This is a genomic window from Polyangiaceae bacterium, assembly GCA_015075635.1.
Lineage (GTDB): Bacteria > Myxococcota_A > Polyangia > Polyangiales > Polyangiaceae > JADJKB01.
The window spans coordinates 2302963-2324516 of record JABTUA010000001.1 but is presented as its reverse complement, the minus strand read 5'-3'; the positions used below and the strand labels follow the sequence as shown (position 1 = coordinate 2324516).

Annotated in this window: 21 protein-coding genes; 13 read left to right on the top strand and 8 right to left on the bottom strand. The window is 70.4% G+C overall.

Features of this window, described 5'->3' with window-relative positions; genetic code table 11:
• Positions 1 to 12: 12 nt before the first annotated feature.
• The 8 genes from HS104_10460 to HS104_10425 all read left to right on the top strand — a co-directional run bounded on the left by HS104_10460 (position 13) and on the right by HS104_10425 (position 8218).
• The gene (locus HS104_10460) at positions 13 to 285 is read left to right on the top strand and encodes a MoaD/ThiS family protein (GenBank protein MBE7480390.1); all 273 of its coding nucleotides are present in this window, start codon (positions 13 to 15) and stop codon (positions 283 to 285) included.
• Positions 285 to 575, top strand: a complete 291-nt coding sequence (locus HS104_10455; GenBank protein ID MBE7480389.1) for a hypothetical protein — start codon at positions 285 to 287, stop codon at positions 573 to 575. The genes HS104_10460 and HS104_10455 overlap by 1 nt, the downstream gene beginning before the upstream one ends.
• Positions 572 to 1510, top strand: coding sequence for a cysteine synthase family protein (locus tag HS104_10450; GenBank protein MBE7480388.1), 939 nt, complete (start codon positions 572 to 574; stop codon positions 1508 to 1510). The genes HS104_10455 and HS104_10450 overlap by 4 nt, the downstream gene beginning before the upstream one ends.
• Positions 1504 to 2016, top strand: a complete 513-nt coding sequence (locus tag HS104_10445; protein ID MBE7480387.1) for a Mov34/MPN/PAD-1 family protein — start codon at positions 1504 to 1506, stop codon at positions 2014 to 2016. Before HS104_10450 ends, HS104_10445 begins: the two co-directional genes overlap by 7 nt.
• Positions 2017 to 2039: 23 nt before the next feature.
• Positions 2040 to 3302 (top strand): hypothetical protein, encoded by a 1263-nt coding sequence (locus HS104_10440; protein ID MBE7480386.1) that lies wholly within the window; start codon positions 2040 to 2042, stop codon positions 3300 to 3302.
• Complete coding sequence (locus tag HS104_10435) at positions 3299 to 4963, top strand: hypothetical protein (protein MBE7480385.1); 1665 nt, start codon at positions 3299 to 3301, stop codon at positions 4961 to 4963. The genes HS104_10440 and HS104_10435 overlap by 4 nt, the downstream gene beginning before the upstream one ends.
• Before the next feature lie 348 nt (positions 4964 to 5311).
• A complete protein-coding gene (locus HS104_10430) occupies positions 5312 to 5626 on the top strand; it encodes a CD225/dispanin family protein (protein MBE7480384.1) in 315 nt (104 codons plus the stop codon).
• 135 nt (positions 5627 to 5761) lie between these two features.
• Positions 5762 to 8218 carry a VCBS repeat-containing protein gene (locus HS104_10425; protein ID MBE7480383.1) on the top strand — a complete coding sequence of 819 codons (2457 nt, stop codon included), beginning with the start codon at positions 5762 to 5764 and terminating at the stop codon, positions 8216 to 8218.
• Between the two features lie 438 nt (positions 8219 to 8656).
• Here the strand turns inward: HS104_10425 and HS104_10420 are convergent, their stop codons facing one another.
• The 4 genes from HS104_10420 to HS104_10405 are packed head-to-tail and all read right to left on the bottom strand — an operon-like array spanning position 8657 to position 13369.
• On the bottom strand, positions 8657 to 10417 hold the full coding sequence (locus HS104_10420; protein MBE7480382.1) for a serine/threonine protein kinase: 1761 nt from the start codon (positions 10415 to 10417) through the stop codon (positions 8657 to 8659).
• Complete coding sequence (locus HS104_10415) at positions 10417 to 11364, bottom strand: tetratricopeptide repeat protein (protein MBE7480381.1); 948 nt, start codon at positions 11362 to 11364, stop codon at positions 10417 to 10419. The genes HS104_10420 and HS104_10415 overlap by 1 nt, the downstream gene beginning before the upstream one ends.
• A 44-nt stretch (positions 11365 to 11408) precedes the next feature.
• A complete protein-coding gene (locus HS104_10410) occupies positions 11409 to 12212 on the bottom strand; it encodes an alpha/beta fold hydrolase (protein MBE7480380.1) in 804 nt (267 codons plus the stop codon).
• Positions 12209 to 13369 (bottom strand): iron-containing alcohol dehydrogenase, encoded by a 1161-nt coding sequence (locus tag HS104_10405; protein ID MBE7480379.1) that lies wholly within the window; start codon positions 13367 to 13369, stop codon positions 12209 to 12211. The genes HS104_10410 and HS104_10405 overlap by 4 nt, the downstream gene beginning before the upstream one ends.
• A 102-nt stretch (positions 13370 to 13471) precedes the next feature.
• Here HS104_10405 and HS104_10400 point away from each other — a divergent pair, with 102 nt between their 5' ends.
• The 3 genes from HS104_10400 to HS104_10390 are packed head-to-tail and all read left to right on the top strand — an operon-like array spanning position 13472 to position 17201.
• Positions 13472 to 15574 carry a UvrD-helicase domain-containing protein gene (locus HS104_10400; GenBank protein MBE7480378.1) on the top strand — a complete coding sequence of 701 codons (2103 nt, stop codon included), beginning with the start codon at positions 13472 to 13474 and terminating at the stop codon, positions 15572 to 15574.
• 17 nt (positions 15575 to 15591) lie between these two features.
• Positions 15592 to 16254, top strand: coding sequence for an SDR family oxidoreductase (locus HS104_10395; protein MBE7480377.1), 663 nt, complete (start codon positions 15592 to 15594; stop codon positions 16252 to 16254).
• Positions 16251 to 17201 carry a CPBP family intramembrane metalloprotease gene (locus tag HS104_10390; protein MBE7480376.1) on the top strand — a complete coding sequence of 317 codons (951 nt, stop codon included), beginning with the start codon at positions 16251 to 16253 and terminating at the stop codon, positions 17199 to 17201. The genes HS104_10395 and HS104_10390 overlap by 4 nt, the downstream gene beginning before the upstream one ends.
• Here HS104_10390 and HS104_10385 read toward each other — a convergent pair.
• Both HS104_10385 and HS104_10380 read right to left on the bottom strand, forming a co-directional pair.
• Positions 17173 to 18183 carry a prenyltransferase gene (locus HS104_10385; protein MBE7480375.1) on the bottom strand — a complete coding sequence of 337 codons (1011 nt, stop codon included), beginning with the start codon at positions 18181 to 18183 and terminating at the stop codon, positions 17173 to 17175. The genes HS104_10390 and HS104_10385 overlap by 29 nt on opposite strands.
• A 14-nt stretch (positions 18184 to 18197) precedes the next feature.
• Entirely contained in the window at positions 18198 to 18725 is a 528-nt protein-coding gene (locus tag HS104_10380; GenBank protein ID MBE7480374.1) for a cytochrome c-type biogenesis protein CcmH, read from the bottom strand.
• A gap of 91 nt (positions 18726 to 18816) precedes the next feature.
• On the opposite strand from HS104_10380, the gene HS104_10375 reads away from it, so the two are divergent.
• Positions 18817 to 19347 (top strand): DUF4920 domain-containing protein, encoded by a 531-nt coding sequence (locus HS104_10375; GenBank protein ID MBE7480373.1) that lies wholly within the window; start codon positions 18817 to 18819, stop codon positions 19345 to 19347.
• A 9-nt stretch (positions 19348 to 19356) separates the two neighbouring features.
• Here HS104_10375 and HS104_10370 read toward each other — a convergent pair whose 3' ends face one another.
• Positions 19357 to 19953 (bottom strand): CDP-alcohol phosphatidyltransferase family protein, encoded by a 597-nt coding sequence (locus HS104_10370; GenBank protein MBE7480372.1) that lies wholly within the window; start codon positions 19951 to 19953, stop codon positions 19357 to 19359.
• Positions 19954 to 20141: 188 nt separating this feature from the next.
• On the opposite strand from HS104_10370, the gene HS104_10365 reads away from it, so the two are divergent.
• Entirely contained in the window at positions 20142 to 21245 is a 1104-nt protein-coding gene (locus tag HS104_10365) for a LysM peptidoglycan-binding domain-containing protein (GenBank protein MBE7480371.1), read from the top strand.
• Positions 21246 to 21253: 8 nt separating this feature from the next.
• On the opposite strand, the gene HS104_10360 is transcribed toward HS104_10365, so the two are convergent.
• Positions 21254 to 21535, bottom strand: coding sequence for a hypothetical protein (locus HS104_10360; protein MBE7480370.1), 282 nt, complete (start codon positions 21533 to 21535; stop codon positions 21254 to 21256).
• Positions 21536 to 21554 lie beyond the last annotated feature (19 nt).

Below are 21554 nucleotides of genomic sequence, written 5' to 3'. Positions count from 1 at the left end.
TAGGAGAAGAGCATGGACGTGACGGTTCGCATTCCCACCCCCCTGCGCTCGCTGACGGGCGGGGAAGAAGCAGTGAAAATCAGCGGCGCGACGGTGCGCGACGTGATCGACGGCCTGGAGAAGGCGCACCCGGGCATGAAGGACCGGTTGCTCGACGACAAAGGAGTGCGGCGCTTCGTCAACATCTACGTCGGCGAGGAGGACATCCGCTTCCTCGATGGGCTGGACACCGCGCTGACCAGCGGCCAGGAGATCAGCATCGTACCGGCCATCGCAGGCGGCTGATGATCGATCCGACGCTCAGTCGCCAGGCGCTCTTGCCAGAGGTGGGCGCGAGCGGGCAGGCGCGCATCCAGTCCGCCACGCTCGAGGTCGTCGGCTCCGACGGCGCCATCATCGAGGCCGAGTACCTGCACCGCGCCGGGGTGGAGCGGCTCGCCCTGACACCCGGCCGCGAGCCGGAGCCGTTCGTCCACGAGAGCTTCTTTCGCTTCGCGGCCTCGCGGCGCGTGGGCGCGGGCGCTTGGCGCGCGCTCTCGAAGCTCCGGCGAGCGCTCGGTCTGGAGCTGCCGTGAGGCGCGCGCGCCTCCTATCCGGCGTCGCGGACGCCGTCGGTGGGACGCCGCTCATCCGGCTGAACCACGTGGCCAGGAGCGCGCCGAGCGTCGAGGTCTACGTGAAGCTCGAGTACATGAACCCCGGCGGCTCGGTGAAGGACCGCCCCGCCCTGCGCATCGTGAAGGACGCGATCGCCGCCGGACGCCTGGGCTCGGACAAGATCCTGATCGACGCGACCAGCGGCAACACCGGCGTCGCCTACAGCATGGTGGGCGCCGCCCTCGGCTTCCGCGTGCAGCTGGTGATGCCGAGCAACGTCAGCAAGGCGCGCAAGGACATCACGCAGGCCTACGGTGCCGAGCTCATCCACTCGAGCCCCATGGAGGGCTCCGACGGCGCCATCCGCCTGGTGCGGGAGATCGTCGCCAAGGACCCGGAGCGCTACTTCTACGCCGATCAGTACGCGAACCCGTCGAACCCCCTCGCCCACTATCACGGCACGGGGCCGGAGATCCTGGACGCCCTCGGCGATCGCATCAGCTGCTTCGTCACGGGCCTCGGCACCACGGGGACCATGATGGGGACCACCCGGCGTCTGCACGAGCACCCGCGGAAGATCCACTGCGTCGCGGTCGAGCCGGCCGAGGCGCTGCACGGCCTCGAGGGCATGAAGCACATGGCATCGAGCCTGGTCCCGGAGATCTACGACCCCTCGCTGCCGGACGAGATCTTGCCGGTCAGCACGGAGGACGGCTGGGACATGGCCGACCGCGTCGCGGAGCTCGAGGGCCTGTTCGTCGGGCACTCGTCCGGCGCGAACATCTTCGGCGCGGTGAAGCTGGCCGAGCGCCTGCACGCGCGCCAAGCTGGAGGCTGCGTGGTGACGATCGCCTGCGATCGCGGCGATCGCTACTTTGCTCCGCTGAAGTGGGAAAGGAAGTACGCCTGGTGAGCACCCCTTGGATTCATGGCGGCGTCCGCATCCCGAAGCGGGTGCTCGCCGAGGTCGAGCGCGCCGGACGCGCCGCCTACGGCCGGAACGAAGAGGCCTGCGGCTACCTGGAGGGTCCGCTCCACGACGGGCTCGCGGTCGATCGCGCAGTGGAGCTCGAGAACCTGGCCAACAAGTACCACGCCGTGGATCCCCAGGGTCACCCTCGGACTGGGCGCGAGTACTTCAAGATCAACGCGCTCAAGTTCGAGAAGGCCATCGCCCAGGCGCACGCGCAGGAGCGCGCGGTGAAGGTCTTCTTCCACTCGCACCTGGACTGCGGCGCGTATTTCAGCGCGGAAGACGCGGCCAGCATGACCATGGGTGGCGACGGCGCGCCGAGCCACGCGCTCGCCTACCTGGTCACGGCAGTGGATCTGGGCGAGGTCACCGGTCATCGACTGTTCGTCTGGGATGAACGCAAGAAGAGCTTCGTCGAGGCCCCGTTCGGCGTCGAAGAGGACTGATGCGCGGGCCTCTGCGAGCAGCCATGCGCACGCTGACGGCGCTCGCGATCTTCGCCGGGACCGCGCGCGCCGATCTCGCCGGCGACGCGCAGAAGCTCGCGGCAGGTTGGGCGACGTCCGGCGAGGTGCGGCGCCTGCCCGCCCGCTTCGTCGAGCGGGGTGGTCTGCGACCGCTGCTCTTGCCCGCCGCTTTCAGCGATCCGCTGCGGGAGGACTGCGTGACGGTGGCGGTGCTGGGGACGACGTCCAGCACGTTCCTCTTGCGCTTCTTGCCCTCGAACGGCGCGCTCTCCTGGCCGGACGGCGAGCACCCCGAGCTGAGCGTGGCCGGCGGCGCTCAGCTGGTCCGCTGCGGAGTCCGCAAGGCCATGCTCGAGCGGCTGGCCTTGGAGATGCGCTCGCCACGCGGGGCGGTCGAGGTGCTGGTCGCCCGAGGTGCGCGCCCCTTCCCACCGCTCACGCGCTTGCTCGCGGCGCGCTCGCCGGGCGCGTTCGCCGGCCCAGGGATCGCCGGACCGCGCGCGGTGCCGGAGCCCCTCGAGCGCCGGATCGCCTCGCACGCGGCGCGGGCGCGGCGCGACGGCGCCAGCGCGGTGTCGCAGCGCAGCGTGAGCGCCGACTCCGCGGGCCGCGGACGCGTGCGCTTCGAGCTCGAGCCTGGCTGCCATCGGGTGAGCCTGCTCTCGGGCAGCGCGGGGCAGAACGTGGACCTCGACGCGGATCTGGCGCTCGGCGCGTCCTCCGAGCCGGTGGCGAGCGATCGCTCCGAGGCCGCGGACGCCACGCTCGGCGCGTGTCTCGCCGAACGCGCGATCGCCACGCTCACGTTCCAAGGCGCGGCCCCGGGTGGCGGCGCGAGCTTGCTGGTCGAGCACTACCCGCTCCCGGCGGAGCTGCCGCCGCGCTGGGCGCCGGAAGAACGGGCACGCATCGCCCAGGCGCTGCGCCAGCACCGCGGGCCTTCACAGCTCTCGGCGCCGGTGTTCACGGCCCGCGGCGTTTCGGGGATCACGCTCCTGCCCCTCGAGCTCGAGCCGGACGCCTGCTACGTCGCGGCCGTGGCCGCGGTGCGCGGCCAGAGCGCCGGAGTCGCCCTCTCGGCGGAGCTCGGCCGGCGCCAGGCGCAGAACCACGGCGGGCCGGACGCCTCGGGGACGACCCTGGCCTTCTGCGCACGGGGAGACGCTTCGGCACGGCTCAACGTGGAGGTGCGAGGCGACGGCGTCGCCTGGCTGCTGGGGCTGTTTCGCGCGGGCCGCGCCCGCGTCGGGGAGCAGGCCGAGTGAGGGCCCTCCTGGCCGCCCTGCTCCTGTCCACCGGCTGCGCCGTGGTCGGTGGCGCCGCCGCACCTCCGCCCAGCGCCGGCGTGCGCCCCGTCGCGGGGCGCCTCGACGGACAGCGCTTCCTGCACGCCGACGCGCGCCGCGCGCGCGCCCTCGGCGCGTCGGAGCCGGAGATCGTGGCGATCGACGCCGGCGCCCCGGGCGACCGCATCAACGGCTTCGTCAGCGTCCCGCGAGACGACTGCGCGCTCTTCATGGCGCGCGGCTCGGCGGACGTGGACGACATCGACCTGTTCGCGTTTGCCGACGACGGCACGCTCGTCGGCTCGGATGAGCGCCCCAACAAGACACCGACCCTGCTGATCTGCCCTCCGCACCCCGACCGCCTCTACCTGAGCGCGCGGGTGGCCGCCGGCTACGGCGCGGTGGCGATCGGAGCGCAGCGCGTCACCAAGTCCGACGCGGCAAAGGTCGGCGCGGCGTTGGGAGTCCCCGGCTTCGGCAGCGCGGCCGAGGCGGATGTCCTGGCGCAGGTCGAGCGCACGCTCGGCGAACACAGGCGCGGCATCGGCGGGCGCTGGCAGGAGCTGCGCCGGGCGGCGCTGCCGGTGGAGCCGGGGACGCCGAGCCTGATCTCCGCGGTAGTGGAGGCGGATCGCTGCGTCGATGCCTGGGTGACACCCGCCGAAGCCGTGTCGCACCTCGACGTCGCCCTGCTCGACGCGGACGGTCGCATCACCGGTCGCGCCGTGGCGCACGGACGCAGCCGATTCTTGGTGGCTTGTGCCCCGGAAAAGACCGCGTTCACCTTGGAAGTGCGACCCCAATCCGGACGCGGAGTGGTGGTGGTGGTGCTCTCCCAGTCCAAGGACGGTGGCCGCGCGGAGCTCGGCGCGCGCATCCCGGTCATCGACCTCGGTCCGACGCTCGAGGTCGGCGAAGCGGCGGCCGCGCTCGCGGCGCGCCTCGAAAAAGGTGACTACGACGCACCCAAGAAGCTCCATCGGGGCGAGCTACCCGTGGCGCAGCGCACCAGCGTGGAGCTCGAGCTCCGCCCGGGCTGTGCTCGCATCGACGCGGTCGGCGGGCGCCCGCTGTCGGGGCTGGAGAGCTGGCTCTGGTCCAGCGACGGGTCGCTGATCGCGCACGACCGCGGCGGAGCGCGCGCGACGCTGTTCGCTTGCAGCAAGGGTGGCCCTGCGCGCCTCGACCTCGAAGCGCTCGCCAGGCCCGGACCCGTGCTCGTCGAGCAACGTCGCCTGCGCGTGCCGCCGCCGGTGCTCGCGGCACACCCGCTCGCTGCTGGCCGACTGCTCAGCCGTCTGCTCGCGCGGGGAACCGTGCCGCGGCTCGATCAGGTCGGCGCTCCCAAGCTGCTCGCCTTGAGCGAGAGCAAACGCGTGGAGCTCGACGTCGTCATCCCGATCGCGCGCTGCGCCGACGTGGTGCTCGCGCTCGGTCCGGACGCGTCCGGCGCCGAAGTGCGCATCGTGGACGCGGCCACGGGAGCGGAGCTCGAGCGGGGATACGGCCGCCATCAGGCCGCCGCCCGGGCGTGCGCGCTCGGCCGAAACGACACCCTCAAAGCGCGGGTCGAGCTGTCGGTCGCGAGCGGCGCGACGGAGGCCCTGACGCTCACCCGTACGCTGTCCCCCAGTCAGTGATTTGCTTCATTGTTCCAGCTACTTAGCCTCTCAGCCTCGACGCCGGCAAGGCTCGCGCGGAGCAGCACAGCGGACAGTGGCGTTTTCTGGAGCTTTCGGGCTACCCTGCGACCCGCACTGCGACAAGCCGGTGCATCGAAGTTGGAGCGGGTTCGGAAGTAGCAGAGCGAAAGCAGACTGCGGAAGAGGAGCACACAGATGATGGAGCAGCAGACCGGCATTCAGGCACAGGGTGGAGGCTATGGACCGCCTCCGGGCGGGTACGGTCCTCCGGGCGGAGCGCCCGGCGGGTACGGCGCGCCTCCCGGGATGCCCGGTGCTCCGATGGGTCCGCCCGGTGGAGCCCCGATGGCACCGCCCGGTGGTGGAATGCCGCCCGGGATGGGCATGGGCGGCGGCGCGCCCCCGGACCTCGAGGCACACGTCAAGAAGTGGTTCACGCTGTCGATCGTCTCGATCTTCTGCGGTTGCGGTCTGCTCGGCCTGATCAACGTCTGGATGGCCATGCAGGCCAAAGACGCCCTGGCCAAGGGCGACACGGCGACGGCGGCCGAGAAGATCAAGACGGCACGCATGCTCTGCATCGTGGGCTACGTCCTGCTCGGCTTGAACGTGGTCCTCGGCATCGTGTACGGCATCTTCATGGCCGTCGCGATGAGCTGATCGAAATCAGCAGCGGAAAATTCCCAGGGCGTCGCCGACCGGCGGCGCCCTGTCTTTTTGTTCGCTGCCGCTCGCTTTTTCCGCCCGATCCGAAACACCGAACGCAGAAGTGCAGGCCCGGGTAACATCGACTCCATGTCGATCTTGCGCTGGGGCTTGGGTGTGTTGGGGCTCGGAGCGGCGGTCGCCAGCGCCTGCGGCGGCGACGACGGCGGCGGTACCGTGGGGCCGAACCTGGGCGGCGCCGCGGGCGACGCCTCCCTCGGCGGAAGCGGCGGCACTGGCGGCGGCGTCAACATCGACACCGGCACGCCGGAGGAGTGCAACGCGCAAAAGCCCTGCGAGGCCGGCGTGTGCGTCGGTGGCAAGTGCTGCGCGTCGCTCGATCAGGCCTGCGGCGCGAGCTGCTGCAACACGTCGGAGGTCTGTCTCTTCGAGCAGTGCATCGTCCCAGGCAAGTCCTGTCAGACCGCGGCCGACTGCGCAGCGGGCGAGTACTGCGAGACGGCCCTGGGCACACCGGCCGGCGACGGCGGCCTCACTGACGGCGGCGCGGGCGACGGCGGTGCGGTGTGCACGCAGCCGGTGCCCGCCAACGGGAAGTGCGTGAAGCTGCCGCCGATCTGCCAAGGTGACGCGGGGGCGCCGGACGGCGGAACCTGCGTGGAGCAGTGCGAATACCACCCGCCCTCGGGCGTGCTCACTGCCGTGAAGAAGTGGCAGTGGGGCACCGACTCGGCGCCCAAGCAGTTCCCGAACTTCGCCGACGTGTGGGCGACGCCGACGGTGGCCCGGGTCGTGGACGCGAACTGCGACGGCAAGGTGGACGAGACCGATCCTCCGAACGTGATCTTCGTGTCCGGCAACGCGGCCGGGACCTGCTGCTCCTGCAACGGCGCCACGCCCAGCACTTGCCTGACCGGCAAGCTCCGAGTGCTCGACGGTCAGAGCGGCCAGGAGATCTGGACGCTGGACAAGGCCAAGGCCGGCGCCTTCGGCTTCGCGGGCCTGTCGGTCGCCCTCGGCGACGTCACCGGCGATCAGAAGGTCGACATCGTGACGATGACCGGCGACGGGTTCATCGCGGTGATCGACAACCAGGGCAAGGTGGTCGGCGTGAGCGACAAGCCCGTGGACAGCGCCGCTGCTGGCGCGTTCGGCTGGGGCGGCGGCATCGCCATCGCCGACATGGACGGCGACGGCTCGCCGGAGGTCGCCTACGGGCGCAACCTGTTCTCGACCAAGGGCGGCGTCATCACCCGGCTCTGGGTCGGCACCGGCGGCAACGGCGGCGGCGCGGCGCGCGAGCTGTCGTTCTTCGTGGACCTGAACGGAGACGGAAAGCTCGAGCTGCTCGCCGGCAACACCGCCTACAAGCTCGACGGCACGACGCTCTGGAACACCGCCGGGGTCGGCAACGGCTTCAACGCGGTCGCCGATTTCGACGGCGATGCCAAGCCGGAGGCCGTGGTCGTGCAGGGCGGGAAGCTCTGGGTGCTCGAGGGCGCGACCGGCGTGGTCGAGCTCGGTCCCCTCACCTTGCCCAGCACCGGCGAGGGCGGCCCGCCCACGGTCGCGGACTTCGACGGCGACGGCAAGCGCGAGATCGGCGTCGCGCAGCAGGCGCTCTACACGATGGTCAAGCCCGACTACGCCGGCAACAAGCTCGACGTGGTGTGGACCGCGCCGAACCACGATCTATCGTCGAGCGTCACCGGCTCGAGCGTGTTCGACTTCGACGGCGACGGCAAGGCCGAGGTCGTCTACAACGACGAGTGCTTCCTCTGGGTGTACGACGGGCAGACCGGCAAGGTGCTGTTCGCGACCCAGACGACCTCGTTCACCGCGACCGAGGCCTCGCTGGTCGCCGACGTGGACGGCGACGGCCACTCCGAGATCCTGATGGTCTCGAACGGCGCCGACCCGAGCGCGGCCGGGTGGAAGTGCAACGTGGCCCCGTGGAACCAGCCCGACGCCGCCAACAACCGTCCGGCCTGGGTGCCGCCGGTGGGCAAGACGGCCTACCGCGGCATCACCGCCTTCGGCGACAAGCAGAACAGCTGGGTGGGCACGCGCACGGTCTGGAACCAGCACGCCTACTCGGTCTCGAACGTCTGCGACTCTCGGGACAGCGCCTGCGATCCGCCCAACATCTACGGCTCCATCCCCTTGGCCCAGAAGCCCAACTGGACCCAGTCCTGGCTGAACAACTTCCGCCAGAACGTGCAGGACAAGGGGATCTTCGACGCGCCGGACGTCACCGTGAAGGTGGACGTGAGCTGCTCGACCCCGATCGTGGTCAAGGTCTCGGTGCGCAACATCGGCCTGGCCGGGCTGCCCGCCGGCGTCACGGTGGCGGTGTTCGTCGATCAGGGCGGGACCCAGACTCAGCTCGGCACGGTGGTGACCACCAAGCCGCTCTTGCCCGGCCAGACCGAGGTGCTGGACTTCACCGTGCCCGCCGGCGCCGCGCTGCAGAGCGACGGCTTCTTCGCCAAGGTCGTCATCGATCCGAACAACAAGACCTTCAACGAGTGCCGCGACGACAACAACCAGAGCGCGATCGTCAAAGCCAAGTGCGGGCCGGCTTGAGCTGAGCCGCCCGGGAACGGCAGACCAACCGCCAAGTGCGGTGCCGGGCGAGCCCTGGTTCGTCCGGCTGGTAACTCGGGTCCGACGCCGATAGGTACGGGTGCCCCCGAGCGTCGAGGCCGTTAGCGAAGTGGTGTTGCATACCCGTCGCCAAGTTTGGTCCGGGAGGTCTTGCGACTTCGTCACTGGTGACTTGTTCCCGACTAGCAGAATGCTCGAATCGCACCTCCTACGCCCGGGGGCTTCCGTACCGTGGGAGTCTGCAGATGGCGAAAAGGAAGTACAAGCGGAAGGCGCTCCGGGTCTGCAATCCGGATGCGGCTGGCATCGATATCGGCGCTGACGAGCATTGGGTCGCGGTCCCGGCGGACCGCCAATACTCCTGAGACTTGGCGCTCTTGGCGTCTTGGCCGTGTTCTCCGTCTGCTCGAGCAGAGGCTATTCGTACGGGTTGGCTTCGAGCCCGCCGCCCGCCGGTTTGCCGCCGCCACCGGCCGGTTTGCCGCCGACCGGCTTCTTGCCGCCGGGGGCGACCGGCAAGTCGCTGGGCTTCACGGCGCCCGCGACGCTGCGCACGCGGATCGCCGTGTTGTCGTTGGGAGTGATGGTCTCGCTGAGCTCGCTGCCGTCGCTCAGACGGACCAGCAAGGTGACGCTCTCGCTGGAGCGCGGCAGCTCGAGCTCGGCGCCTTTTTCCTTGAACTGCACCCCCGTCACGCCGGGGCCGCGGATCTCCGAGATCTCCGTGTCCGAGGTCACCACCACCCGAACCCGGGCCGAGGGGACGACGACGGTCGCCGGCGGCGGCGCAGCGGTGTGGCTGGGCGCGGCGCTCGGCGGCGTCGCCGTGGCGGGTCTGCCGCGCCCCGTCACCAGCGTCGCGAACACGATCAGAAGTCCGACTGCGACCGAGCCGAGGGCCGCCGCCAGGAACACCAGGGTCATGCGCTTGCGGCGCTGATGCTCGGCGATTTCTTCCCGGGTGACCGCCGGCACGACCTTCACGCTGTCGAGCGTGAGCGGCGCCGAGGTCCCCGCGGTCGAGCCGGTACCCGAGCTCTGGGTCTGGCGCATGGACTTGAAGCCGGCCGGCTGGCGCGTTCCGCCGAGCACCGCCGCCAGCGCCTTGCGGCGCTCGACGATGGTGGCGCCGCAGAACTCGTGCACCAGGCGCGCGATCTCGGCGCTCGAGACCAGCTCGGCGTGTTGCCGCGCCCAGCCGTCCAGGGCGTCGGCGAACGCCGCCGCCGTCGGCCAGCGATCGTCCGGTTTCGGCGAGAGCGCCCGCATCACGATGCGCTCCAGCTCCGCCGGGATGGTCGGGTCCACGCTGCTCGGCGTCCGGTACTTGCCCTCCGCCACCTCGAGCAGGATCTGCGCGTCGTTGTCGGCCTGGAACAGGCGCTCTCCGGTGAAGAGCTCCCAGGCCACGATGCCCATCGCGAAGATGTCCACCCGCCGGTCGATGGCGCCGCCCCGCGCCTGCTCCGGCGCCATGTAGCGGAACTTGCCCTTCGCCATGCCGGTCGCCGTGTGCACCGAGCGCTCGGCGGCTTTGGCGATGCCGAAGTCGGTCAAGCGCACCGTGCCGTCGCTGCCCAGCAGGAGATTGTGCGGCGTCGCGTCGCGGTGGACGACGCCGAGCGGGATGCCGTCGAGGTTGGTGATCTCGTGCGCGGCGTGCAGGCCCGAGAGCGCGTCCACCAGGATTCGGATGGCGGCGGGGCGCGAGATGCGCTCGTTGCGCTTGCGGGCCGCGCGCATGACGTTGGCCAGACTGGGGCCGTCTACGTAGTCCATCACCAACAGGTGCTCGCCCTCGGCGTCGTGGACGTCTTGCACGTTCACCACGTTGGGGTGCCGGATCAGCGAGGCGATCCGCGCCTCGTCCATGAAGGACGCGGCGAGCTCCGGCTCGGCGCCGACGTGCGGGTGCATGCGCTTGATGGCCACCAGGCGCTCGAAGCCGCCTGCACCGCGCTGGCGGCCGACGTAGACGGTGGCCATGCCGCCGGACGCGATCTCGAGCAAGAGCTCGTAGCGACCGACCTGCTGCATCTGCGGCTTGCCGACCGCCGGCGCCGTGGCGGTGGGGCTGGATGCGTAGCTCTCTCGGGCGTCGAGCGCTCGAGTCAGCTCGATTTCGCTCATGGTGAGCTCCTCGAGCGTCGCGCCGTCGTCCGCGCCCTTGGACTGCATCAGAACCGCCCCCGGGCGCCGACGAAGGCGGGGCCCAAGATCAGGCCCGCTTCCTCGGGAGCCGGCTTGGGCTTGGCGCTGCCCTTCCAGTTGGTGAAGAACAGCCCGACTACGGCCGTTCCGACGCCCACCACCGCCGTGGCGCCGATGAGGACGTTGGTCCGACGTTGCTTCCCGCGTCCCTCGTCGAGACCTCCGGCGGTCGGTGCCTGGTCGTATTCGTCTCGCGCAGAGTTGGTGTCGAGCCCGCTCCACGCCGTGACTCCGCCGAGCACCGCGGTCACGCCGAGACCGACGTAGAACAGGGTCGGGGACAGGGGCTTTTCGCTCGCGCGGTCCGCCTGCGGCTCGACCGCCGGGGGGCTCTCGTCCGTTTCCTCTTCGAGCGCCGCGCTCGACTCCTTCTTGGGCGGATCGAGCGCGACCTTCACCAGACTGCCGGCGACCACCGTCAACTTGCGCTGCACGGTTTTGTCGCCGAACTCGCCGCTCACCAGGTGGTCGCCGGGATCGACGTACGTGGTCTCGGACTCGATGCTCTTGCCGTCGAGCTCCACGTTCTTGGCACCGCGATCGACGATCTGGACTCGGCCGAGCTTCGGCATCAGCTCGCCGATCAGCGCGTTGGCCTTCTCCCGGCGGGAGTCGTCCTCGGGCGCGTCGCGGAGGTAGCGAGCGCAAAGATTCGCCGCGCGCACGAGCTGCCCGGCCTTCTGGTGAGCCGTGGCGGCGTTGAACAACGCCGCCGGGTGTGGAGCGATGGCGTAGGCTTCTTCGAACGCCTTGGCGGCGACGCTGTATTCGTGGCGTTTGAACGCCTTCTCGCCCGCCTTGAACTTGGCTGCGGCCTGCGCTTTCTCGTCGCCCTGAGCCTCGGCCGGCCTGGGCTCCGCGAGCAGCAGGGCCGAGCCGAGCAGGCAGAGCGCGAGGGGTCGGGTCCGAAGCACGGGGGCGCCCAGCATGGTACCGCCCACGCCCGAGCGGGGCCAGATCACCCGGCGGAAGACAAGAATTCCCCGAGGGCGCGGTTGTATTCGCTCGGGTGCGTCAGGTTCACGATGTGCCCGCCACCCGGGATCTCGACCAGACGAGCGCCCGGGATCAGCCGGCCCAGGGCACGGCACGGCCCGAGCGAGGCCTGGTCCTCGCTGCCGACGATCACCAGGCTGGGCACCGCCAGCTGGGCGAGGCCGGGCAGACGCTCGGGCGACGGCTGCACGGCGATGAGCTCCCGCAGGGTGTTCACCAGCGCGTGCGGGGCGTGCTCGACGAATCCCCGCCGGATCAAATCCGCAGTCTTCGCATCGAAGCGTCCCCAGATGGTCTCCGCACCGGCGACTTCGATGCCGGCTCGCTCGATCGCCTCGGCAAAGCCCAGGGCCCAGGGCACGTGGGCCGGCTCGTCCACGGCGCGGGGGAAGGCGGACAGCACGAGCCCGGCGACGCGCCCGGGGTGCTCGAGGGCGAAGCGCAGCGCGACACCTGCGCCCATGCTGAGCCCACCGACGACGGCGCGCTCGACCCCGATGGCGTCGAGCACGCCCGCGAGGTCGGCGACGAAACACTCGGGACGGTACGCCTCGGCGGCCGCGGGCGCGTCGCTGCGCGCGTGCCCGCGGGCATCGAACAACACGACGCGGTGACTCGTCTGGAGCGCGCGGGCCTGGGGCCGGAAGTTCCGCGCGCTGCCTCCGAACCCGTGGCCCAGGACCAACACCGGCCCAGCCTCGCCCCAGCACTCGGCGTAGAGCGACACGCCGCCGGAGCTCACCGGCAGGCGCCGTGGTGGGCTCACAGCGCGGCCTCGTACAGCGCCAGCACGTCGTTTGCATCCGGGAAGCGCGGGGTCGCGGACAGCACCACGTCGGCCATCGCGTCTTGGGCCAGGACGGCGCAGAGCCTCCGGTCCACCCCCAGCTCGGTGGCGGAGCGCCGGAGCCCCACCCGCTCCGTCAGCCGCTCCAGCTCGGAGATGGCGCGATGAGCATTCTCGGCGTCGCTGACCCCGGGCGCGGCGACCCCGAGGGCGATGGCGATCTGCGCGTACCGCGCCTCGCAGATGCCGAAGTTGAAGCGCATCACGTGCGGGAGCAGCGCGGCCAAGGCCTGGCCGTGGGTCACGTCCAGGCGCGCCGAGAGCCCGTGGGCCATGGCGTGGCACAGCCCGAGCCCGGAGCTGCCGAAGCCGAGACCGGCCAGGTGCGCTGCGAAGCACATCTGCGAGCGCGCTTCGATGTCGCTGCCGGAGTCGTGAGCCCGGGGCAGATAGGTCGCGATGGCCGCGATGGCTCGCAGCGCCAGGGCGTCCGAGAACGGGTTGTGGCGGTTGCTGGTGAATGCCTCGATGGCGTGCGTGAGCGCGTCGAACCCCGTCGTCGCGGTCACGTCCGGCGGGAGCGACAGGCTGAGCTCGGGGTCGAGCACGACGCGCGCCGGCAGCACGCTTTGGTGTCCAATCACGATCAAGCGCTGCGTGCGCGGGTCGAGCAGGTGCGCGAACATGTTGGTCTCCGACCCGCTGCCGGCGGTGGTCGGGATCGCTATCACCGGCAGCCCCGGCCGGGCCGGGCGACAGCCCGGCGGGAAGTCGCTCACGCTGCCGCCGTTCGGAGCGAGCAGCGCCACGGCCTTCGCCGTGTCGATCACCGAACCGCCGCCGACCGCCACGATCGCGCTGCGCGGTTCGCGCTGCACCCGCGCGACGAGCGTCGCCACCCGGTCTCCGCTCGGGATGCGGCGAGGTGCCGCCGAGATCTCGACCAAGATCCCGTCGGCTTCGAGCGTGCCCTTCAGTTTCGAGACGACGCCCGCTTGCTCGACACCCGGATCCGTCACGAGTATCGCACGCTCGCGCTCCAGTGCACGCACGGCTCGGGGTAACTTCTCGACGCTCCCGCAACCGAAGTGCGCCTGGACGCCGGGCTCGATTTCGAAGACCTTGTCACTCAGCATCGGGCGGACCCGGGGAAGGTACATCAACGCCCTGCCCCGTGCGACAGCCGTCGCTCTTCTCTGCTTGACCCCCGGGCTCCTCGTCCCTACTCGTCGCCGGTCATGCCCGAGCCGAGCCTGAATCCGCCGCAGCGCGCCGCCGTGACCACGCTCTCGGGTCCGCTCTTGGTGCTGGCCGGGGCAGGCACCGGCAAGACCCGCGTCATCACCTACCGCATCGCTGCGCTGATCAAGAGCGGGATCAAGCCGGGACGGATCCTCGCCGTCACGTTCACCAACAAGGCCGCGAAGGAAATGAGGGAGCGCGCCATGGCCCTCTTGGGCAAGCGGCGCCGCCGCGGCGAGACGGCGCCGGAGATCTCCACATTTCACTCGCTCTGCGTGCGGGTGCTCAGGCGCCACGCCGAGAAGTTGGGCTACCCCAAGGAGTTCTCGATCTACGACCGCGGAGACCAAGAGACGGTGGCCCGCTCGGCGCTGCGCGACATCCGCGTGGGGCACGAGAAGCTCAGGCCCGGGGACTTGATCCACGCCATCAGCACCTGGAAGGGCTCCTCCGTCGCTCCGGACGCCGCCGAAGAGAGCGCGGAAGACGACAAGAAGCAGCTCGCCGCGCTGGCCTATCGCCGCTACCAGGAGCACCTGCGCGCGAGCGGGGCCATGGACTTCGACGACCTCCTGCTCAAGACCGAGGAGCTCTTCTCGCGCTTCCCGGAGGCCCGTTTCGCCGAGGCCACCCGCTTCGACCACCTGCTCATCGACGAGTACCAGGACACCAACGGGCTCCAGTACCGCATCGTCCGCGCGCTGGCCGAGCGCCACCGGAACCTGTGCGTCGTCGGCGACGACGATCAGTCCATCTACGGCTGGCGCGGCGCCGAGGTGACCCACATCCTGAGCTTCCAGCGCGACTGGCCGGAGGCGAAGGTGGTGCGGCTGGAGGACAACTACCGCTCTCGCGCCCCGATCCTCGGCCTTGCGAACACGCTGATCGCCCACAACTCCACTCGTCACGACAAGGTGCTGCGACCTTCCCGCGAAGGCGGCGAGCTGCCGCGCTTCATCCGCTTCGAGGACGAGAGCAGCGAAGCCGAGAGCGTGGTGCGCGAGATCAAGCAGCGCGTCGACAGCGAGAACCCCGAGCGCGTTTCCCCCAGCGACATCGCCATCCTGTTCCGCACCAACGAGCAGCCCCGCGCCTTCGAGCTCGAGCTCAGGCGGGAGCGGGTCCCCTACCAGCTGGTGGGCGGGCTCTCGTTCTACGATCGTAAGGAGGTCCGTGACGTCCTCGCCTACCTGAAGGTGTTGGCCAACCCGGCGGACGAGGTCTCGCTCCTGCGCGTCTTGAACACGCCGCCGCGCGGCATCGGGGCGAGCACCGTCGAGACCTTGCTCGAGCAGGCAGTGAGCGCCGGCGAGCCGCTCTGGAACGTCCTGCCCCGCGCGGTCGAGCTCGGCGACATCCCCCACTACGCAGGGGAGCGCATCGAGGCCTTCCGCCGCATGATCGAGGGCTTCCGCGCACGCCTGGGCACCGCCCCGCTGGCGGAGCTCGCGCGCGGGCTGATCGAGACGGTCAACTACAAGTCCGAGATCGAACGGGTCTACAAGAACCCCGGGGACGTCGAGGCGCGCTGGCAATCGATCGAGGAGCTGGTCAACGCAGTGGCCCTCTACGAGTCCCGCAGCGACAGCCCTTCCCTGCTCGGCTTCCTGGAGGACACGGCGCTCTCGGGCCGCGAAGACCAGAAAGACGACGACAAAGACAAGCGCCAGCTCCACGCCATCACGCTGATGACCCTGCACAGCGCCAAGGGGCTCGAGTTTCCCCACGTCTACATGGTGGGCATGGAGGAGGGCCTCTTACCCCACGGCCGCTCCATCATCGATGGACGCAGCATCGAGGAGGAGCGGCGCCTGTGCTACGTGGGCGTCACGCGCGCGCGGGAGACCTTGACCTTGACGCTGTGCAAGGCGCGCATGAAGTGGGGCAAGGCTCGGGCGCAGATCCCGAGCCGGTTCCTGATGGAAATGCGCGGCGAGACCGAGAAGGCGCAGCGTGCCGCCGAGGCGGCGGAGAAGCTCTTCCGGGGCGAGGCCCCGGCCGAGGAGAGCGGGGCCGAGCCAGGCGCGGAGCATGCGGCGCCCGTCGCCAAGAAGCCGAAGAAGAAGCCAGTCGGGCGGGCCCGCCAGGCCCGGGGCTGACACCAGGGAGAGAAGTCATGGGTGTATCGGTCGTCACGGGAGCAAATCGTGGAATTGGGCTCGAGCTCGCGCGGCAGCTCGCGGCTCGCGGAGCCAGCGTCGTGGCGGTGTGCCGCAAGAGCTCACCCGCCCTCGATGCGCTCGGAGTCCGCATCGAGAGCGGAATCGACATGACCGCCCCCCCGGCGTGGTCGAAGCTCGCGGCGGCGCTCGCAAGCGACGACATCGACCTCTTGATTCAGAACGCCGGCGTGCTCATCCCGGACTCGCTCGAGGACCTCGACCTCGACAAGGTCCGCGCGCAGCTCGAGCTCAACGCCATCGCCCCCTTGTTCTCGACCCGGGCCCTCGCCGGGCGCCTGCACTCCGGATCGAAGGTGGCGTTGATCACCAGCCGCATGGGATCCATCGGCGACAACGGCTCCGGGCGCTACTACGGCTATCGCATGAGCAAGGCGGCGCTGAACGCCGCCGGCGTCTCGCTGGCGCATGACCTCCGCCCCCGGGGCATCGCCGTGGTGATCCTGCACCCCGGTTCGGTGCGGACGGAGATGACGGCCGGGCACGGCATGATCGAAGCCGACGAGTCGGTGCGGGGCCTGCTCGCCCGCATCGACGAGCTCCGGCTCGACACCACCGGGCGATTCCTGCACCAGAACGGCGAAGTCTTGCCGTGGTGAGGGTCGGCCGCCACTTCGCGGTGGCGATTGTCTGGCTGCTCTCCTTCAGCCTGCTCTCCGAGCACGCCGTCCGCGTCATCCCCCTCGCGCTGGCGCGGCAGCTGAGCCTCCAGGCCTACCTGACGCTGGTGCAGCTCGCCGTCCTCGCGATCGGCCTCGGAACGAGCTTCGCGCTCCTGCCCGAGCCCAAGCGCGCGCTCGGCCTCGCCGCGGGTCCACTGCCGCGCCTCCTCGCGCTCTTCTTGGCTGGCCCGGCGATCTACGTCTTGGCGAGCTACGCCGCGATCTACGCGGCGCTTCCGACTCTGCTGGCCGAGCTGGCTGCCCGGGGCCGCCAGGCGGTCCAAGAGTCCACCGGCGAGTTCGGGCGCGAGCTCGTCGCTGCGGGCCTCGTGTCGGCCGTGATCTGGGGCGTCGTGGTGTCACCGGTGGCCGAGGAGCTGATGTTCCGCGGCGGAGTCTGGTCGGCGGCGCAGTCCGCGGTGGACGCGTTGCGCCAGCGCTTCGCTCGAGCCGAGACCGCGCCCTCGTCCGGCGCGCTGCCCGAGGGCGTGCTCGAGCCGAGCGTTGCGCTCCGCTTGCTGCGCGGGGCGTCGAGCTTCTTCCTCACCGGCGGCATCGCGACCGCGGTCAGCGCCGGAGTCTTCGCCCTGATGCACGCCGACATGCCCGGTGGCCTCGGGATCGTGCGCTGGGTGTCGGCGCTGGGTCTCGGTCTGGCGACCGGGCTATCCCGCCAAGCGAGCGGCGGCATCGCGGGGCCGATCGTCGTGCACGTCGTGTTCAACGCCTGCGCGCTGGCCACCACGCGCCGCTGGCTGGTCACCGAGAGCTTCGGGCAGAAGCTCGGCGTGCCGCTCCTGCTCTCGTACGCCGCTGCCGGCGCTGCCCTGTGCGCCCTGGCCGTCGCGCTCGCGTTCAGGGGCCGACGAGCCCCATCTTCCTGAGCACGACGTCCGCCACCAGGCCGAGCACGTAGAGCAGCCCGAAGCGCCGGGTGTGGTGGAAGGCGAAGGCCACGAACCACAGCGGCCAAACGTTGGGCGGCAGCTCCGGCGGCGGCTTCGCCGGGCGCCGGAACCGATACGCCTTGAGCGCGAGCCAGAGCGCGGGGACGGCTCCCAGCGTCGAGAGCAGGACCGGCGAGAAATAGCGGGTGAGCACCAGGTACCCGACCAGGGCGTATTGGCACAGCAGCATCGCGATGGTCACCGCACGCGACGCGCGCTCGCCGAGTAGCACGGGCAAGGTCCGGATGTGCTTGCCCCGGTCCGCCTCGAGCTTGTCGATGTGCTTGCCGAAGAGCACGGCCGTCGCTCCCAGCGCGAAGGGCAAGCTCGCGAGCGCCACCTGCCAGTCGAAGCGCCCGGTGACCACGTAATACGTCCCGCCCACCATCAGCGGGCCCCAGACCACCAGCACCGCCGGCTCCCCCATGCCGATGTACTTGAGCGGCCAGGTGTAGAAGAGCACGAAGAAGATGCCGATCGCGAACAGGGTCAAGGTGGCTTGACCCCGCTGCGCCACCAGGAGGGCACCGGCCGCGAGCGCCACGAGCCCGGTGAATGCGGCGTATTTGAGCACCTGACGCGTGGTCATCAGGCCATGCTCCAGAGGCTGCGGGCCGTACTGGGTGCGGAAGTAGTTGTCCTTGTCCACGCCCTTCTTGTGGTCGGTGAGATCGTTGACCAAGTTGTTGGTGGCGTGGGCGAAGCATAGTCCCAGGGTGCAGAGACCCCAGAGCACCGCGTCGAAGAGCCCGTCGCGAAAGGCGAGCAGGCCCGCGATGCCGCTCGCGATGGCCGTCATGATGATGACCGCGGAGCGCGTCGCGATCAGCCAACGGCTGACGATGTCGAGCTCCGCCCACTCTTCCTTGCTGACGCGCGGGATGACCGACAGCGCGCGTCCCCACATGGCGACGTTCATCGCGGCACCTCGGCTCACATCTTGTCGAGCTCGGCGTCGATCTGCTCGTCGTAGGCGTCGCGCTCGCGCTTCTTCTTCGGCTTCTTCTCGTCCTCGTCCAGCTCCGCCATGCGCTCGGCCTGAGCGCGGCGCCGCCAGCGGAGCAGCATGGCGCCGGCGGCGATGCCCGCCGCGCCGAAGGCCAGCGACAACAGCACGCCGACGTCCTTGAGCGGGTTGCCCGGCGGCACTGCCAGAACCTTCTCCCCGTAGCGCCGGACGATGTCCGCCTGGATCGCCTCCTGGGTCTCACCAGCCTTGAGGCGCTTGCGGATCTCGCGCCTGAGCTCGTTCGCGACCGGTGAGCCGTGGATGTCGAGCGTCTGGTTCCAGCAGCACGGAGCGCGGATGCGCCCTTCGAGCGCCGCGGCGCCCTCGACCACTTCGCTGAACTCCGAGGTGCCGACCTCGTCGTGCTCGTCCCCGGGGCCGGCGACGGCGACCGGGGCGGCGAGCAAGAGCGCCAGGAACACCCCGAAGCGGAACCGACGGCCGAGCGACATGGGCGGAATCTGGCGCCGTTCGCGCTGGCCGTCCAGAGCCGATTCGCTGCCGGGCTTGCGCGGGCCCGGGCTGTTGCGCTAACCCGCCGCCATGCGCGTTCGTGCTCTTGCCCTGTCCGCGGTCCTCGGGGTCGCCGCCTGCGAGTCGAATCCGCCGGCGCCCGAGCCGGCCCAGCCGAGCCCCGTAGCTCCGCCGCCAGCCGCCGCGAGCGCGGCGCCGGCCCGAGCGTCCAAGAGCTACGGCGCCCCGATCAAGGGCTCGACCGCGGTCGCGCTCGGCGAGGTGCTCGGCAAACCGGAGAGCTACGAGGGAAAGACCGTGGTGGTCGAGGGCGAGGTCCGCCGCGCCTGCTCCAAGAAGGGCTGCTGGATGGAGCTCGCCGAGAGCGTCGCCGCCGAGGCGCGCGGAGCGCGCGTGACCTTCAAGGACTACGGCTTCTTCGTGCCGACCGACTCCGCTGGCGCCCACGCCAAGCTCGAAGGGGTCGTCAACGTACAGTTGATGAAGAAGGGCCACGTCGAGCACCTCGAGGAAGAGGGCGCGAAGTTCGCCAACAAGAACCCCGACGGCACCGTGCGCGAGGTGCAGTTCGTGGCCACCGGCGTCGAGCTGACCAAGTAGCTGTCTGGATCAGACCTTCGGGATCCTGAGGGTCTTGCTGATCATCAGGCTGCCGCTCACGAGGTACATGAGCACGAGCGGGTGCAGGCGGAGGCCGAGGAGCTCCACCTCGCCGAACGGCAGCGCCACGCCGATCCGCCGCTGCCAGGTCAGCACGGCGAGCACCAGGACCAGCGCCAGGCTGGTGGGGATGGGCGTCCCCTCGAAGTAGGCGACCTTACCGCTCTCGTCCGCCAGCGCCGAGGCGGTCGCGTTGTAGCGGGCCAGGCGGCTGATGCCGCAGCCGACGAAGTAGACGAGCACCGCCGCGTCGAGGCCCCCACTCATGCCGGTCGCGAACGCGAGCACGGCCGGAGCCACGCCGAAGGACACCAGATCGGCCAGCGAGTCGAGGTCGGCGCCGAGCATCGAGTTCTTGCGCCTCCAGCGCGCGACCCGGCCGTCGAGGTAGTCGAACACCGCCGCGAACGGCAAGCAGGCGAAGGCCGCCCAGAGGTAGCGCTGGTCGCGAGCCTCGAGGTACTTCAACACCGCCAAGATGCTGGCGGTGCCCGCGAAGCCGTTGGCCAGGGTGATGACGTCCGCCAGGGAGAAGTCCCGCAGCATGGTGAAGTGGCGGCGGCGGGCGCCGGCCGCTCGGCCCTGGGGCTCTTTCCTCTCCACGCCCTCCCCTTCAGCACGCCGGGCGTGGGGCGAAAAGCCCCAAGAAAATCGGGGAGCAGAGCCGCCCGCTCGGAGCCGATCGCCAGGGGTTTCCCGTCTGCCCCGAGGTTGTGGTAGCGCTTCGGCCGGTCATGAGGAGGTTGGTTCTCGCGCTCGCCTGTCTGGTCGTAGCCCTCACGCTGGTCGGGCCGGCTCGCGCCACCCAGACCCACGTCGTGGGGCCCGGACACACCCTGGGCAAGATCGCCAAGCGCTACCACGTGACGGTCGAGGCGATCTGCGACGCCAACGGCATCGAGCGCCGCGCCCCGCTGAAGATCGGCACCAAGCTCGTCATCCCCGACGCGGCAGACGGAGGGAAGCCGGGCAAGCCCGCGAAGGCCGAGCAAGATGAGGCCGAGGAGCCCGAGAGCGCCGAGGAGGCCGAAGAGCCCAAGGCGCCGAAGCCGGAGCAGTCCGATGACAAGGCGGACAAGTCCGGCGGCGAAGGCAAGGGCTCACGCAACTTCGGCAACGACGGGCTCCGCGTGCTCGACGTGCCGGGCCACGGTGAGGCGTACTACTTCGAGCCCATCGGGCCGGGCCGGAAGGGCATGAAGCCCGTGGTGATGTACCTGCACGGCCGCGGCGGCAGCCCGCTGCGCGACTGCCGGCGCTGGGCCCCGGTGGCGCGCCGCTTCGGTTGGCTCGTCTGCCCCAGCGGTCCGAGCGCCTACGGAGACGGCCGTGACTGGAGCAACAACTGGTACAGCGGGCAGCGGGTCGCGATCGCGACGCTGAACGCTCTGCGCAAGGAGTACGGCCGGCGGGTGCAGCTGGTGGGCAACACGCTGATGGGCTTCAGCGAAGGCGCCTACGTCGCGCTGAACGTCGGCGTGCGTGAACCGCGCACCTTCAACCGTTGGCTCATCCTGGCGGGCAACACCTCGTATTGGGGCGGCGCCGGCCTGGAAGAGCTGAAGAAGAACGCGACTACGCTGAAGCGCGTCTATCTGATCACCGGCGAGGCCGACAGCGTGATCGACGGCACCCACCAGCTGCAGGACTGGCTCGAACGGCACAAAGTCGCGACCCGGGTCTCCACGCCGAAAGACATGGGTCACGAGGTCGCGCTGGAGCGAAAAGCGGCAATGTACCGCGCCGCGCTCCATTGGCTCGACCGCGGCGGCGGCGCCAAGGCCGGCACGAAGAAGGCCTCCGCGTCGAACAAGAAGGAAAGCGCCCGCAAGCGCTGAGCCCGCGCCTAGTGCCAGGCTGCCGCGGTCTTGACCGGCTGCCCGCTCTTGTCGTGCTCCATCACCAGCTGCTCGGCGTGCTGCATGCAGCCCACGCAGCTCGGGAAACGCGAGCCGTGGTCGCAGGTGATCAACGTCGCGGTCGGCGGCGTGCCCTGGAACTCCCCCGCGTCGATGTGCCGGCCGCACGAGATGCAGTGGATGTGCTCGGACTTGACGTTGGGTCCGGCGCGGTGGTGCGGATCCTGAGCCTTCCGCTCGCGCTTGGTGAGACGTTTCTCCCGCTTCATGTCGCCGCCATCAGAGCCG

Bases quoted from the DNA above. Each gene is read 5' to 3' on its own strand.
- HS104_10460 (MBE7480390.1), top strand. From the start codon at position 13: ATGGACGTGACGGTTCGCATTCCCACCCCCCTGCGCTCGCTGACGGGC.
- HS104_10455 (MBE7480389.1), top strand. From the start codon at position 285: ATGATCGATCCGACGCTCAGTCGCCAGGCGCTCTTGCCAGAGGTGGGC.
- HS104_10440 (MBE7480386.1), top strand. From the start codon at position 2,040: ATGCGCACGCTGACGGCGCTCGCGATCTTCGCCGGGACCGCGCGCGCC.
- HS104_10430 (MBE7480384.1), top strand. From the start codon at position 5,312: ATGGCACCGCCCGGTGGTGGAATGCCGCCCGGGATGGGCATGGGCGGC.
- HS104_10425 (MBE7480383.1), top strand. From the start codon at position 5,762: ATGTCGATCTTGCGCTGGGGCTTGGGTGTGTTGGGGCTCGGAGCGGCG.
- HS104_10420 (MBE7480382.1), bottom strand. From the start codon at position 10,417: ATGCAGTCCAAGGGCGCGGACGACGGCGCGACGCTCGAGGAGCTCACC.
- HS104_10405 (MBE7480379.1), bottom strand. From the start codon at position 13,369: ATGCTGAGTGACAAGGTCTTCGAAATCGAGCCCGGCGTCCAGGCGCAC.
- HS104_10400 (MBE7480378.1), top strand. From the start codon at position 13,472: ATGCCCGAGCCGAGCCTGAATCCGCCGCAGCGCGCCGCCGTGACCACG.
- HS104_10395 (MBE7480377.1), top strand. From the start codon at position 15,592: ATGGGTGTATCGGTCGTCACGGGAGCAAATCGTGGAATTGGGCTCGAG.
- HS104_10385 (MBE7480375.1), bottom strand. From the start codon at position 18,183: ATGAACGTCGCCATGTGGGGACGCGCGCTGTCGGTCATCCCGCGCGTC.
- HS104_10380 (MBE7480374.1), bottom strand. From the start codon at position 18,725: ATGTCGCTCGGCCGTCGGTTCCGCTTCGGGGTGTTCCTGGCGCTCTTG.
- HS104_10375 (MBE7480373.1), top strand. From the start codon at position 18,817: ATGCGCGTTCGTGCTCTTGCCCTGTCCGCGGTCCTCGGGGTCGCCGCC.
- HS104_10370 (MBE7480372.1), bottom strand. From the start codon at position 19,953: ATGCTGCGGGACTTCTCCCTGGCGGACGTCATCACCCTGGCCAACGGC.
- HS104_10365 (MBE7480371.1), top strand. From the start codon at position 20,142: ATGAGGAGGTTGGTTCTCGCGCTCGCCTGTCTGGTCGTAGCCCTCACG.
- HS104_10360 (MBE7480370.1), bottom strand. From the start codon at position 21,535: ATGAAGCGGGAGAAACGTCTCACCAAGCGCGAGCGGAAGGCTCAGGAT.